This is a genomic window from Pseudomonas sp. Lb2C2, from assembly GCF_052112205.1.
Classification (GTDB): domain Bacteria; phylum Pseudomonadota; class Gammaproteobacteria; order Pseudomonadales; family Pseudomonadaceae; genus Aquipseudomonas; species Aquipseudomonas kilonensis.
Genome location: NZ_JAUTYW010000001.1, coordinates 751,639 through 765,361 on the forward strand (window position 1 = coordinate 751,639; position 13,723 = coordinate 765,361).

The following is a 13,723-nucleotide window of genomic DNA, read 5'->3' on the forward strand; positions in this document are numbered from 1 at the left end:
CCGCAACACGGCTCATTTGAGAACATCACCGCCCCTGTGGCGAGGGAGCTTGCTCCCGCTTGAGTGCGAAGCGCTCACAAAAAGGGACTGCTGCGCAGCCCAGCGGGAGCAAGCTCCCTCGCCACCGGTTCAGTGGCAACCAACGGCTATCGCGCTCCCGTCGTCCACCAGGCGCTGACCAGCTCAGTCGTTATCCGCCTCACCAGCGCCTCGACCTCCCGGCTCTTGAGCGAGCGATAGATCGCCATGGTGCGTCGCAACTGATCTTCGGTGAGCGTCACCGACTGGCCCGCGGCCCAATCCACATCCGCCACGGCCTCAAGCCCTGCGCGGCGCCAGACGGTGCGGTCGCCCTGCATGACGGATTCCAGCGGGCTGGGCAGGTCGGCATCCGGTCGCGCCAGGTTATCCAGCAGCACCCGGGGCCAACGGGATGGATTCACCGGCCCACTGAACGCATCCACCAAATCGTCATCGACCGTTTCCCAGACCGCCAGCCCTTCGGACCAGTCCCGGGACATCAGCCCCAGGTACGGCCGCCAGGTCATTTCTCCGGTGCGAGGGGATTGATCATTGTTGTTGAAGGTGTCCTGGGCATCGCAGAGCCAGTCGATGAAGACCTCCCGGGTCATATGCGCCTGACGCTGCTCAATGTTTGGATAACGCTCCGTCAGCATGTGGTTCCAGAAGGCGTAGTGCTCAATCAAGAAGCCTTCAAAAGGTACGCCTTGCTGTTCGAGGCGAGCACGCTGGAGTGCTTCGAACATCGTGAAATGCAGTTCCAGCTCAGCAAGGTCTGGCTGTTGCCGGTCCAGACTGCGAGCTTGCAGGCGCACGCGCAGTTGCCCCAGTTGCTGATCGAAATCCGCGACCAAATCCGGCAAGGGCGCATGAGCGTTCTGGTACCCGATATAGTGCTGCAAGACAGCCGCCGCCCTCTGGCGATCCCCAAAGGGCAGCCCGAGAGACGAACGGGCATCGGCTTCCTGGATAGCGCCGGAGAACCAATCGATGAACCGTCGGTTTCCGGCGTTATCGCGGGCAACTTCCAAGGCCCGCTGAAGGCTGGGGGAGATATACAGCCAATCGTCGATGGTGTAGCGAAAAGCCTCGGGCACCATTGCGCGAAGGGCCTGGATTTGTGCGCTTGGCAACGGATTATCCTCCAGCCACAGCCCAACCGGATCTTCCCTCGGCCACTGGACCAAGGCAGGCAACAGGTCATCCTGAATGTTGGCGATACGGTTGTCCCTGAGGTCGATAATGAGCATGTCGGATGAGGGTCTGGATAACACCGTCAGAACCAGCGCCGGCACTCGATCAAGCCCGGTGCTGGAAAGCTCCAGCTCCTGCAGGTTCACAAGTTCCGGCAAGTCCGGCAGGTCCCGGCAATTGTTGCCGCTCAGGCGCAAGTCCTCCAGGCCGATGGCGGTACGCAGGAACGCACTGCCCTGCTGATCCAGGCGCAGACCACAGCGCGCCAGGTCCAATGTACGCAACCCGGGTAACGCGGTGATGGCCTGCAACTCCTGGCGGGTGAAATGCAAGTTGTCAGCCCATACCAGATCACGCAGGGAGATCAATCCGCCCAGGCGGTCGATGGCGGCGACCATGGCCGCACTGGCCGCCGCCTCCCCGCCGCTGCTGATTCCAGACAGGTGCAGCGTCCGTAAATGCAGCGCAGAACCGGCACCGAGCAGGGGCGCAAAGACCTCCGCGCCCATCATGAGCGGATTGTTACTCAGTGACAGCTCTATCAGCCCGGACAGCTCACCCGCGGCCATGGGCACCGCGGTGAGGTTATTGCCTTGCAGGTGCAGCGTGTCCATGTTGGGGAACAGCCGCAGGAACGTCGAAGGGTCCTCGCTCAGGCCCATGTTCACCAGAAACAACTCTTCTATATGTTCAAAACTCGTGCTGATCGGCGGCAGACGACCGATGTTGTACCCCACCAGCCGCAATGCCAGCTCACTGCCCTCTTGACCTGGATCCGGTGCGCGTCGCCAGGCGCGGCGAATTTCCGCGGCTACGGCCCGGCGCAGCGAGAGCCGTGTCTCGGTGTCGAGGCTGTTCTCGGCCGGATGATGAACGCCCTCATGGACCTCCCACTGACGCAGCTCCTGATCCAATGCGGTCCATTGGTTTTCCAGCTGGGCGACCAGGTTCTCCAGGCTCAAGCGCTGGCGACTGGCTTGTCTGGCCAGGGTCTCTTGAAGCCGTGCCAGTTCACTCCCGGCATAGCTCGGATACAGTCGTTCAAGACGCGCTTCCAGGCTTGCACTCCAAACCTGCAAGGGAAGCCGTCCACGCCCGCTGAACGGATAACCCAAGCGCCCGTTCAACCATTGCGGGCGGGCACCACGGGTGCCCAGGGGTTTTATCAGCAAATAGGGGCGCAGGCCTGGCCGATCATCAAGGGCTTGTGCGAGCAACCAGGTCCGCAGGGTGTCGCCCTGCCAGATGTTCAAGCCCAGCGCCCGGCGAGCGTCGTCCGGCAGCGCTCTGAGCAACGCCGCTTCCAGGTCAAGGGCATCCGCCAGTTCATGTCCCTCCTCGTCAAAGGAGCGGTACTGTTCGCCTTCCTGGCGGATGATCTTCAACGGCCCGGTTTCCCCCACCTCCAGCGGATTCGCAAGCTCGCGCAGAAACAGGCGCAGGCGCATCCGGCCTTGCAATTGGGGAGTGCTGCCCAGCAGGCCCATGATGATGCGATCCCGATCGACACTGCTTTCACCGCGTTCCAGGGCTCGCAAGGCATGGCTCAGGCGCAACTCGCGCAAGGCTTCGGCGCATTGACTGCCCAAGCCTTCTCCTACCCGGCCTTCAGTCAGGCGCACGCGGTCCTGGCCGATGGCCTGGCTGGCAAGCTCGTTGGCCATGGATTGCGGCAAGCCCGGAAAAGCCCGGACCAGTGGGACGGCCAGGGGATCAGCCCCGGAGGTACGGACCATGGCGTCGATCACCCGCCGTGTATTGCGCTGCAGATGCCTGGCCCAGTGCCCGGCCAACAGCCGACTGCGTTCCACGGGCGGTAAGCCAAGACTGCCTTGGCCCAGCAGCGAAGTCTGTTCAGCCGTGCTCAGGCCGGCCAGAACACGCTCGGCCCACGCGTCGTGCTCCAGGTCTGCTTTGCGCAGATAGAGCGAGCGCGTGTCGGCCAGGTCACCAATGGGATGAAGGGTCACACCGTCGTGGTAGCGCAAGGTCAGATCGCTTGGCCAACCCGGCAACTCCACAATGGTCTGGACGATGCGAAAGTGCCCGTTTTGCGGCGTTTCATTGCGCAGCAACCGTTCCATGGTGTGCCGCACCTGCTGCCAACACCTGGCCTCATCCAGGGCATTGGCGAGTATCGCCGGCATCGGCTGCCCCTCTACTTGCAAGTAGCGCAGATGCGCGTCGCTGATGCCGACCTGTCGTTGCATAACGAGGATCGTCCTGTCGTCCAACTCGGCCGGCGTCTCGGCGAAGCTGCGCAGCAGTTCCAGGCGGCCCCGTTGCAAGGGGTTGCGATGCGCCCACTGCCAACCACGGGCACGACTCCACTCCAGGGGCGGGCGCACGCCTTTATGTCCCGCAGGCAGGCGCAAGTCCAAGGCATCGCCCGTGCCTTTGACTTCGAAGTAACGGTCCTCGATTCGCACCCACGCCTCGTTTGGCGTGCGCCAGACACCCCAGGCGTCCTGCTCCGCCTCCACAGGCGGCGAGTGTCTCGCTTCAAAAGGCCGGACATCGCCATTCCACAGGCGCGTGGTGCCGTCACCCACGGGCATGGGTTCCACCGTCCCTCCGACGAACCCCAGGTAGGCACCTTGAGCAACGCCGAACAACACGTTGAAGATGTGTTCGATGCCTTCCTGGGCATGACCTTCGTTGAAGGCCTGGATGCCTTCGAAGATTTCATACACCAGCCGCACGCCCCCGACCGCTGCCGCCGTCATGCCGATGGGCGCGCAGAACGGGAAGAAGGTCGCCGCGAGCATGAGCGTGCGCTCGACAAGGCTTTCCCAGTACGCGAAGCGAGCCAACAGCGCCCGCCAGTCCTGGTCCCGGGTCGGGACCATCAGCGCCGCGGCGTTGGCCAAGGCATGGCCACGCCATTCGTGATAGCCGGATGGCCAAGGCGCCTCACGTAGATCATTCAAGCCCCAGGCCACCTTGGGCGTGGGTATCCGAATGCGGCTGCCGTCCTCGCCCCGTTCGCCCTCGCGCCACCCCGTGATACGGGCATGGATTTCCTGTAGCACATTCGGGTGAGTCTCCAGCCTCCACTCCACTTGATCATGCAGGGCCGTCCCCAGCCAGGCCTGCAACCGCAGCGGCAAGTAGCGCATCAGGCTTTCTCGGTAGCTGCGTTTACGTACCCGCTCGGTCAACTCCGCGGACATGGCCTGCAAACTGGTGAATTGCTTGAGCGGTGCCACCGCATCATGGGGCATGTGCAGGACGATCGGGCGCACACCTCTGGCGTCCCCTTGCACGCCCCAATACACCCGGGCGCCGAACAGCGGCACGGACAGCAGCTCCAGCGACTTGACCTCACAGGCCTGCGGCGCAATGGACCGGGCTTCAAGTTGAATGCCGGCGTAGGCCAGCAGGCGCTCACCGGTTTCATCAAGGCGCCCGTCCAACTTCGCCTCGTAGGCATCATGGGTCAGCAGGCTGCGTGCATACGCCATGTAGGCGCTGGCAACGGCAGGCACCTCGGCGCCGATGCGCGGCAACCGCCGTTCAAGCACCTTGCGGTAAGCACCGCCGGCATCCACGCGCCGACACAGGCGGGCGAATTCAGCCGGGGTCGTGGGTAATAAGACGGTATCCGACGGGACGTCCCATGGGTGGAACTCTTGCGGTTTTCCCTGAATGAACAGCTGGCCCTTGCTGTCGAAGTCGCTGCCGGTGACCGCCTCGGCGGGCGCGTAATTGCGCATGGCCGCCTCCACCACCGACAGCGAGGGCTCATAGCGGTAGGGGCCGCGCCGGACTCTTGCACGGCGTATGGCATCGCCAGTGCTGCCGGTGCCATTCACCGCTGGCCAGGTTTGTATTTCCGGCTGGGCTTGCAGCAAGTTGCGCGTGAAGGTCTCCGGTGCCGGCAGGTCGACAAGCAGTGCATTGAGCGCGTCACTGTCACGCTGCAGTTGCTGGGTAAGGACCTTGAAACGCTCCTGGTCGGCCCGTGACGCGCGTTTCAGCCAGGTGGGCAACCTAGCCTGGATAAAATCGACATGGGTATCTTGAGTGGACATGATGGACCTCCTTCCTTGGGGTCGATTGAGCATTGGAGCTGCTGAGGCACACTGAATTGATGTGCCTGCGATGCTCGCGAAAACAGGCGCTTTTTGAAACCGCTCAACCGTTGCAAGGGGTTGCGGTCCCAATCAGTCCGTCACTCGCCCGCTCGCTTGTTGCGCAGCAAATCGATGAACAGTCCCAACTCCCGGCTCACCGGTTCACCCTTGCGGCGCAGTAACCCGAACGGCGCCAGTTGCACGTCGAGCGCCACCGGCAACGCCACCACCAGGCCCATTTTCAGGTAATCGCGCAAGGCGGTTTCCGAGAGCACCATGATCGCGTCGGTCAGTTGAATCAGTTGCTGCATGGAGTACACCGAGCTGCACTCGATGATGTCCGCCGGCGTTGGCAGCGCCAGGCGTTGCAGGGCCTGATCGAGACCGATGCGTGCCGGGCTGGTTTCCGGTTGCAGGATCCACGGCCAGTCGCTGACCAATTCAGCCAGCGCCAGTTTCTTGCGTCGCGCCAGGGGATGGCCGGCGTGGACCACAACCAGCAAGCGTTCGTTGCCCAACTGTTCGAACTCGTAATGCTCGCTGTCGGTGGCCGCGTTGCGTCGGGCGATGGCCAGGTCGATACGACCCTGTTCCAACAACTGGATCACCTGGTCGCTGGTGTCGCCCATGATGCGGATCCGCAGTTGCGGGTTGAGGGCCTTGATGCGGGCAATGGAGTCCATCACCAGGTCCGGTGCGGCGCCCATGATGGTGCCGATCGACAGATAGCCGTAACCACCCTGCTGGCGCGCCAGCAGGTCTTCGGCGCAGCGGTCCAGGCCGCTGAGGGCCAACTCGGCGAAGCGGATCAGTTCCTGGCCCAAGGCAGTCGGGCGCATGCCCCGGGGCAGGCGCTCGAACAGGTCGCAACCGAACATGTCCTCGATCTCGTGCAGCATCCGGGTCGCCGCCGGTTGCGACATGTTCAGGCTCTGGGAGGCCCGATGCAGGTTCTGGCTGGCACTCAGGGCCACCAGCATGTGCAGGTGTTTATAGCGCAGGCGGTTGAGCAGGCTGCGGGACAGCACGGGATGGGTCATCGAGGGCCTCTTTATCGATACCTTGAGGGTATCGCTTGTTAGCGAGATTCGATTTGTAACGCATCGTTAGCCGGCCGTACAGTCCAGCCCATAAGAACAAATACCTGCTAAAGGAACCCCGCGATGAAGACTCTTCCTGCGTCTGTGCTGGCCAAGATTTCCTGGCGCCTGCTGCCCTTCCTGTTGCTGATGTACATCATGGCCTTTCTCGACCGCGCCAACGTCGGGTTCGCCAAACAAGCCTTCCAGGCCGATACCGGTATCGGCGATGCAGCGTTCGCCTTTGGCGCCGGGGTGTTCTTCGCCGGCTACGCCTTGTTGGAGGTGCCGAGCAACCTGATCCTGCACCGCGTCGGTGCCCGGTTGTGGATGTGCCGGATCATGGTGACCTGGGGCCTGGTGTCGGCGGCCATGGTCTTCGCCCATAACGAAACGAGTTTCTACGTGCTGCGCTTCTTGCTGGGCGTGGCCGAAGCCGGGTTCTTTCCCGGCGTCATTCTCTACCTCACCTACTGGTTCCCGTCGGCGGCCCGGGGCAAGGCCATGGGCTTCTTCTACTTCGGCGCGCCGCTGGCGTTCATCTTCGGCAGCCCGCTGTCGGGCCTATTGTTGGAGCTGGACGGTTTTGCCGGTGTTCACGGCTGGCAGTGGTTGTTCGCCGTTGAAGGCCTGATGGCCTCGGCTGTGGGCATCTGGGCCTATTGGTACCTGGACAACCGCCCCGCCGATGCTAAATGGCTGACGGTCGAAGAGCGCCAGCAGGTCCAGGCGCTGCTCGATGCCGAGGACCAGCACAAACAATCCCACGGCCGCAGCCTGCTCAGCGTGCTGTGCCAACCCTCTGTGTTGTACCTGTGCCTGATTTACCTGCTGATCCAGGCCAGCGTCTATGGCGTGGTGTTTTACCTGCCGACCCAGGTCGGCGGTCTGTTGGGCAGCAAGGTCGGGTTGATGGTGGGACTGGTCACGGCAATTCCATGGATCTGCGCCCTGTGCGCAGCCTACCTGATTCCCGGTTACAGCGACCGCACCGGCCAGCGCCGCCGTACCGCCGCGCTGACCCTGCTGATGGCGGCCGCCGGGATCGCCTGCTCGGTGAGCGTTTCCAGCCCATTGCTGGGAATCGTCGCCTTGTGCTTCGCCGCTTCCGGCTTCATCGCCGTGCAGCCGGTGTTCTGGACCTTTCCGTCCAGCTACCTGGCCGGCAGCGCGGCAGCAGCCGGCATCGCGTTGATCAATTCCTTTGGCGCCCTCGGCGGCTTTATCGCCCCGGTGCTGAAGAATTGGGCCGAAGGCGCCTTCCACTCCCCCGCCGCGGGCCTCTACCTGCTCTCGGTTACCACCGTTATCGCTGCGTTGCTGGTGCTGGGTATCCACTCGCCCGGCCAACGCGCTTCAAAGACGCCCGCCACTGTTTAACTCAAGGAGCTGCATACATGGGTATTCCCACAATCAAACACGTTCGCGCCTTCGTGCTTCGAGGCGGCGGCGCGGATTATCACGATCAGGCCGATGGCCACTGGATCGACGATCACATCGCCACGCCCATGAGCAAGTACCCGGACTACCGCCAGAGCCGCCGCAGTTTCGGCATCAATGTGCTCGGCACCCTGGTGGTGGAAATCGAAGCCAGCGATGGCACCGTCGGGTTCGCCGTGACCACCGGTGGCGAGCCCGCGGCCTACATCGTTGAAAAGCACCTGGCACGATTCGTCGAAGGCGCCCGGGTGACCGACATCGAGAAGATCTGGGACCAGATGTACCAGTCGACGCTCTACTACGGCCGCAAGGGCCTGGTGATCAACACGATTTCCGGCGTGGACCTGGCGCTCTGGGACTTGCTCGGCAAGATCCGCCAGGAGCCGGTGCATCAATTGCTCGGCGGCGCGGTGCGTGACGAATTGCAGTTCTATGCCACCGGCGCGCGACCGGACCTGGCGCAGAAAATGGGTTTCATCGGCGGCAAGATGCCTTTGCATCACGGCCCGGCCGAAGGCGAGGAAGGCCTGCGCAAGAATCTCGAAGCCCTGGCAACCATGCGCGAGCGGGTCGGTCCCGATTTCTGGCTGATGCTCGATTGCTGGATGAGCCTGGACCTCAACTACGCCACCAAACTCGCGGTCGGCGCCCACGAGCACGGTTTGAAGTGGATCGAAGAGGCATTGCCGCCCGACGACTACTGGGGCTACGCCGCGCTGCGCAACAACGTGCCCAAGGGCATGCTGGTGACCACCGGTGAGCATGAGGCCACCCGTTGGGGCTTTCGCATGCTGCTGGAGATGGGTTGCTGCGACATCATCCAGCCGGACGTTGGCTGGTGCGGCGGCCTCACCGAACTGGTGAAGATCTCGGCCCTGGCCGACGCCCACAACGCGCTGGTGATCCCCCACGGCTCCTCGGTCTACAGTTATCACTTCGTCGCCACCCGACATAACAGCCCGTTCGCCGAGTTCCTGATGATGGCGCCCAAGGCCGACGAAGTGGTGCCGATGTTCCATCCGCAATTGCTGGGCGAACCGGTGCCGGTGGAAGGCCGCATGCGCCTGTCGGTCCTTGACCAGCCTGGCTTCGGCGTGGAACTCAATCCGGATTGCCAGTTGCACCGACCTTATCAGCGCGAAAGGAGCACGCCATGAACATGCCCCGCAACGCCTTCAAGGCCGCGCTGACCTCAACGCAAACCCAGTACGGCATCTGGGCCGGTTTCGCCACCGGCTATGCCGCCGAGATCATCGCCGGCACCGGTTACGACTGGATGCTGATCGATGGCGAACACGCGCCCAACACCGTCCCCAGCGTACTCGGCCAGCTCCAGGCCGTGGCGCCCTATGCCACCGCGCCGGTGGTGCGGGCGGTGACCGGCGACGCCAACCTGATCAAGCAGTTGCTGGATGTCGGTGCCCAGACCCTGATGATTCCCATGGTCGAAACCGCCGAGCAGGCCCAGGCCCTGGTGCGCGCCATGCGTTATCCACCCCATGGTATTCGTGGTGTGGGCGGCGGCCTGACCCGCGCCACTCGTTGGGACGGTGTAGCGAACTACCTCAGCACCGCCCACGAAGAACTGTGCCTGATTGTCCAGGTGGAATCGCGAACGGGCGTGGAAAACGTCGAAGCCATCGCTGCCGTCGAGGGCGTGGACGCGGTATTCATCGGCCCCGCCGACCTGTCCATCGGCCTCGGCCATGCAGGCAACCCGGGACATCCCGAGGTACAGGAGCGCATCCGGCACGCGGTTGACGCCACCCTCGCGGCGGGCAAGGCCTGCGGCATCCTGGCGCCCAACGAAGCCGATGCGCGTCGCTATCAGGCCTGGGGCTGCCAGTTCATTGCTGTGGCCATCGACATCAGCCTGCTGCGCCAGAGCGCCCAGGCCACCCTCGCCCGCTATCGCGAACCTGCCACCGTTCAAGCGCCGTCGCGCACTTACTGAAGGAGCCTGCCATGTCATCCGTTCCTGTGATCCAGAACTTCATCAACGGCCAGTTCACCCACAGCGAAGCACACCTGGACGTGTACAACCCGGCCACCGGTGCACTGTTGTCCCGGGTCCCGGCCTCCACCGCCGCCGATGTCGATCAGGCTTTGGCTGGCGCCCGCGCCGCGCAGAAAGCCTGGTCGGCGAAACCGGCCATCGAACGCGCCGGTTACCTGCGACGCATCGCCGGCAAACTGCGGGAGAACGTTGCGCACCTGGCGCGCACCATCACCCTGGAACAAGGCAAGATCAGCGCCCTGGCCGAAGTGGAGGTGAACTTCACCGCCGACTACCTCGACTACATGGCCGAGTGGGCCCGGCGCATCGAAGGGGAAATCATCACCAGCGACCGCCCCGGGGAAAACATCTTCCTGTTCCGCAAACCCTTGGGCGTGGTGGCCGGCATCCTGCCGTGGAACTTCCCGTTCTTTTTGATCGCCCGCAAGATGGCTCCGGCCCTGTTGACCGGCAACACCATTGTCATCAAGCCCAGCGAAGAAACCCCGAACAACTGCTTCGAATTCGCCCGGTTGGTGGCCGAGACCGACTTGCCGCCCGGCGTATTCAACGTGGTGTGTGGCGACGGCCAGGTGGGCGCGGCCTTGAGCGGTCACAAAGGCGTGGACATGATCAGCTTTACCGGCAGCGTCGATACCGGCTCGCGGATCATGACGGCTGCTGCGGCGAACATCACCAAACTCAACCTGGAACTGGGCGGCAAGGCCCCGGCCATTGTGTTGGCGGACGCTGACCTGGCGTTGGCGGTCAAGGCGATTCGCGACTCACGGATCATCAACACCGGTCAGGTCTGCAACTGTGCCGAGCGGGTCTACGTGGAGCGCAAGGTCGCCGATCAATTCATCGAACGCATCAGCGCGGCCATGTCCGCCACCCGTTACGGCGACCCGCTGGCCGAGCCCGATGTCGAGATGGGCCCGTTGATCAACCGCCAAGGCCTGGACAGCATCGAGCGCAAAGTGCGGACCGCCCTGCAGCAAGGTGCCAGCCTGATCAGCGGAGGCCATGTGGCAGACCGCCCCGACGGTTTCCACTTTCAACCCACCGTACTGGCCGGTTGCAACGCCTCGATGGACATCATGCGCGAGGAAATCTTCGGTCCGGTACTGCCCATCCAGATCGTCGACGACCTGGACGAAGCGATCGCCCTGGCCAACGACTGCGACTATGGCCTGACTTCTTCAGTCTATACCCGGGACCTGGGTCGCGCCATGCATGCCATTCGGGGCCTGGACTTTGGCGAGACCTACGTCAACCGCGAAAACTTCGAAGCCATGCAGGGGTTCCATGCCGGAGTACGCAAGTCCGGGGTTGGCGGGGCCGATGGCAAGCATGGGTTGTACGAGTACACCCATACCCATGCGGTGTACTTGCAAAGCTGACCGGCGATTGCCTTCAGGGGGGAACTTCGCCCCCCTGCGGGAGCCTGCTCCCTCGAGACTCAGACCACCAAGGTCAACCACGCCGATACCAGCAGCATCACCGCCATGACCCGATTGAACCGTCCCATCGCCACGGCGGAGCGGCAGAACCGTGCGGCGCCGCGGCCCAGGTAGGCCCAGGCGGTCATGCACGGGATCGAAATGGCGAAAAATGCCAGGGATAGCCAGAGGACCCGCACGGTGCGGTCGGCCTCCGCTCCCGCGAAGACGCTGACCACCGCCAACGCCATCATCCAGGTTTTCGGGTTCACCAACTGCAACCCGGCAGCCCCCGCCAAGCCCAGCCGCGGGCCTTCGACGGGACGGTCCGGGTCGATGGCCTGGGCCGGTGCGCTGAAAATCTGCCAGGCCATCCAACTCAACCAGGCGATGCCCGCCCATGAGAGCAGCGTTTGAATCGTGGCATGGCGCGCCAGCACGTCCCCCAACCCGGTACCGACCAAAAGCACCAGCAAGGCCGCCGCCGCGCAGGCACCGAGGATGATCGGCACAGTGGTTGCCAGGCCGAAGCGCGAGCTATGGCTCAGCACCAGGATATTGGTCGGGCCCGGGGTGATGGAGGCGACAAACGCGAACAAGGCAAACGGCAGTAACTGGTCCATGGAGCAAGATCTCGGTGAATGATCGATCGCTTGATCATCCCCATGAAGCCGTGGTCAGTCTGGAACAATTGAGCAGCGCTTGCGGTAGTCCGCCGGGCTCAGGCGATAGGCGCGCTGGAACCAGCGGCCCAAGTGGCTTTGGTCGGCAAAACCGAGCATGGCCGCCACTGCCACGGCACTCTCGCCACGCGCCAGCAGGCGCCGGGCGCGGGCCAGGCGCAACTGGATCAGATAGGCATGGGGCGCCAGGCCGAAAGCCGCCTTGAACGCACGGGTCAGGCGGAAACGATCCACGCCGGTGACCTGCGCCAGGTCATCCAGCCCGATGTCTTCGCTCAGATGACTGTGCAGATAATCCCGGGCCTGCTGCGCCACCAATGGCAGCCGCGGATCCGGGTTGATCCGCGCCCGCCAGTGCAGGTGTTGGGTCAGGTTGGCCAACAGCGTATCGAGGGCCGTCTGGCGCACGATGCGGATCTCCTGCTCGTGCAGGCTCTGGAAGGCCATGGCCGTGGCACTCGCCAGCCGCGCATCGTCGGTCAGGGTGGCGGCGAACCCCAACTGGGCGTTGTCCGGCGCCACGTCGAACAAGGAACGCAACTCGCGCTCCAGCCACTGAGGTTCCAGGTACAACGTGCGGTAGGTAAACCCATGGTCGTGGGGAGCGTTGCCGTCATGCAGCTCGCCGGGCTCGAGCAGGAACACTTTACCCGGCGTGCTGTTGTGTTGCTGGCGCCGGCAATGAAACTGCTGCACCCCCTGCTCGGTCACGCCCACCAGGTAGGCGTCATGCCAATGGGGATCATAGGCATGCCCCTCGAAATGCGCGCGCACGGTCTCGATCCCGGACGTGGCGTCCTGCTTGAGATCGATCCAGTTGCGCGTAGTCATGCCCTGTCCCGCTTGGTGAATGTGCTCTTGGCAGATTAACTGCTGATGAGGTGAGTGTCTGGAAGATTTGTGCAGGCCTTTTGGAATTTGGGTCTGCTGGCGATGGTGTTCGGTCTGTGGATGCATCTGTAACTGACCCACCGCATCGCGAGCAAGCTCGCTCCCACAGGGAGGTTTGTGTCAGGTGGAGAGTCCTGGGCCGCACAGTTCCAATGTGGGAGCGAGCTTGCTCGCGATAGCGGTGGGTCAGCTTGCATCAACATTAAATGTGCCGCCGTCTTCGCGAGCAAGCTTTGCTCCCACAGGAGAAATGTGGTCTCCACCAAGAACCAGGTCGGCTATAAGGCCGCCTCGGGCATGCCGAGCCTAGGCGAGGCACCGAGTGGTGGGGCAAAAGCGTTTTGCTTACTTTTGACTGGGCCGGCTTCCGGGCTCTTCAAAAGTGAGCCGCTGTAAGAGCGGAACCATAAGTAGCCGTTAGCGCAGCAATGGATATGTACCCAGTCAACAAAACTGTCCGATCCCTCCTCAGGCATCCGGAGTGATCGCCGGCAACACCGTCTCCACCGCCAAACGAGCCAGTTCAGCATCCTGCTCAGCCTTGACCCCTGACACCCCGATGGCACCAATGCACTGGCCGTCATGACGAATGGTCACCCCACCTTCAAGCATGCCCTGCAGATGCGGAGCGCTGAGAAACGCGTAACGACCACCATTGATCATGTCTTCGAAAACCTTGCTATCACGCCGCCCCATGGCGGCCGTGCGGGCTTTTTCGGTAGCGATATAGGCCGACAATGGCGAGGCATCGTCCAGGCGCAGCAGCCCCAGGGGATGACCACCGTCGTCCACCACACAAACCGATACCGCCCATTGACGCTGGTGAGCCAGCTCCTTGGCCGCCACCAGCAATTGCGCAACGTCCTGCTCAGTGAGTACCGCTTTGGTCTTCATGAATCAC

Annotated in this window: 9 protein-coding genes; 4 read left to right on the forward strand and 5 right to left on the reverse strand. The window is 63.2% G+C overall.

From position 1 onward, the window contains the following. Window positions 1-146 precede the first annotated feature (146 nt). Window positions 147-5,249: a dermonecrotic toxin domain-containing protein gene (locus Q7F16_RS03215; protein WP_409556954.1), complete on the reverse strand. Its 5,103-nt coding sequence runs from the start codon at window positions 5,247-5,249 to the stop codon at window positions 147-149. Between the two features lie 140 nt (window positions 5,250-5,389). Then, complete coding sequence (locus Q7F16_RS03220; RefSeq protein ID WP_046064330.1) at window positions 5,390-6,331, reverse strand: LysR family transcriptional regulator; 942 nt, start codon at window positions 6,329-6,331, stop codon at window positions 5,390-5,392. A gap of 123 nt (window positions 6,332-6,454) precedes the next feature. Here Q7F16_RS03220 and Q7F16_RS03225 point away from each other — a divergent pair, with 123 nt between their 5' ends. The 4 genes from Q7F16_RS03225 to aldA are packed head-to-tail and all read left to right on the forward strand — an operon-like array spanning window position 6,455 to window position 11,209. Then, window positions 6,455-7,750, forward strand: coding sequence for an MFS transporter (locus Q7F16_RS03225; RefSeq protein ID WP_046064329.1), 1,296 nt, complete (start codon window positions 6,455-6,457; stop codon window positions 7,748-7,750). A 17-nt stretch (window positions 7,751-7,767) separates the two neighbouring features. Continuing rightward, window positions 7,768-8,967 (forward strand): L-rhamnonate dehydratase, encoded by a 1,200-nt coding sequence (gene rhmD, locus Q7F16_RS03230; RefSeq protein ID WP_095974353.1) that lies wholly within the window; start codon window positions 7,768-7,770, stop codon window positions 8,965-8,967. Then, window positions 8,964-9,764 (forward strand): aldolase/citrate lyase family protein, encoded by an 801-nt coding sequence (locus Q7F16_RS03235; protein ID WP_095974352.1) that lies wholly within the window; start codon window positions 8,964-8,966, stop codon window positions 9,762-9,764. The genes rhmD and Q7F16_RS03235 overlap by 4 nt, the downstream gene beginning before the upstream one ends. Window positions 9,765-9,775: 11 nt before the next feature. Beyond that, window positions 9,776-11,209: an aldehyde dehydrogenase gene (gene aldA, locus Q7F16_RS03240; RefSeq protein WP_046064326.1), complete on the forward strand. Its 1,434-nt coding sequence runs from the start codon at window positions 9,776-9,778 to the stop codon at window positions 11,207-11,209. 59 nt (window positions 11,210-11,268) lie between these two features. Here aldA and Q7F16_RS03245 read toward each other — a convergent pair whose 3' ends face one another. The 3 genes from Q7F16_RS03245 to Q7F16_RS03255 form a co-directional block, all read right to left on the reverse strand. Next, window positions 11,269-11,871 carry a LysE family translocator gene (locus Q7F16_RS03245; protein ID WP_003202101.1) on the reverse strand — a complete coding sequence of 201 codons (603 nt, stop codon included), beginning with the start codon at window positions 11,869-11,871 and terminating at the stop codon, window positions 11,269-11,271. A 54-nt stretch (window positions 11,872-11,925) separates the two neighbouring features. Then, window positions 11,926-12,762: an AraC family transcriptional regulator gene (locus tag Q7F16_RS03250; RefSeq protein ID WP_046064325.1), complete on the reverse strand. Its 837-nt coding sequence runs from the start codon at window positions 12,760-12,762 to the stop codon at window positions 11,926-11,928. Between the two features lie 528 nt (window positions 12,763-13,290). Continuing rightward, entirely contained in the window at window positions 13,291-13,716 is a 426-nt protein-coding gene (locus Q7F16_RS03255; RefSeq protein ID WP_003202104.1) for a GlcG/HbpS family heme-binding protein, read from the reverse strand. Window positions 13,717-13,723: the final 7 nt, after the last annotated feature.